The following is a 299-nucleotide window of genomic DNA, read 5'->3' as shown; positions in this document are numbered from 1 at the left end:
CAGGCTTGCACCGGCCGGGCTCTGCACGGCCGGGCGAGGACGGTCGATCGGTAGTTCCAGCACTGGCTGCTCCCCCCCCAGCTCGGCCTCCCCGTACGCCAGCTGACGCGCCAGCTCGCCCGCTTCCATGCACCGGCGTTGCCAGATGGCATAGTCGGCATACTGGATCGGCAGTTCCGGCAACGACGCCGGCTGGCCAAGGCGATGCCCCTCGTAGCTGCGGATCCACTCGTCCAGCAGTATCGGCATCGACCAGCCATCGGAGACGATATGGTGCATGACCAGGATCAGCACATGGT

At 66.6% G+C, this 299-nt stretch carries 1 protein-coding gene; it reads right to left on the bottom strand.

Going from position 1 to position 299, the window contains the following annotated elements; all coding sequences use genetic code 11:
• Window positions 1-299, bottom strand: a 299-nt coding sequence (locus tag SB756_RS29190; protein WP_410913022.1) for a condensation domain-containing protein, incomplete at both ends; no start/stop codon positions are given.

Source organism: Pseudomonas sp. SIMBA_068 (genome assembly GCF_046534705.1).
Taxonomy (GTDB): domain Bacteria; phylum Pseudomonadota; class Gammaproteobacteria; order Pseudomonadales; family Pseudomonadaceae; genus Aquipseudomonas; species Aquipseudomonas putida.
The sequence above is the reverse complement of the archived record's forward strand: the minus strand, read 5'-3'. Positions and strand labels throughout refer to the sequence as shown.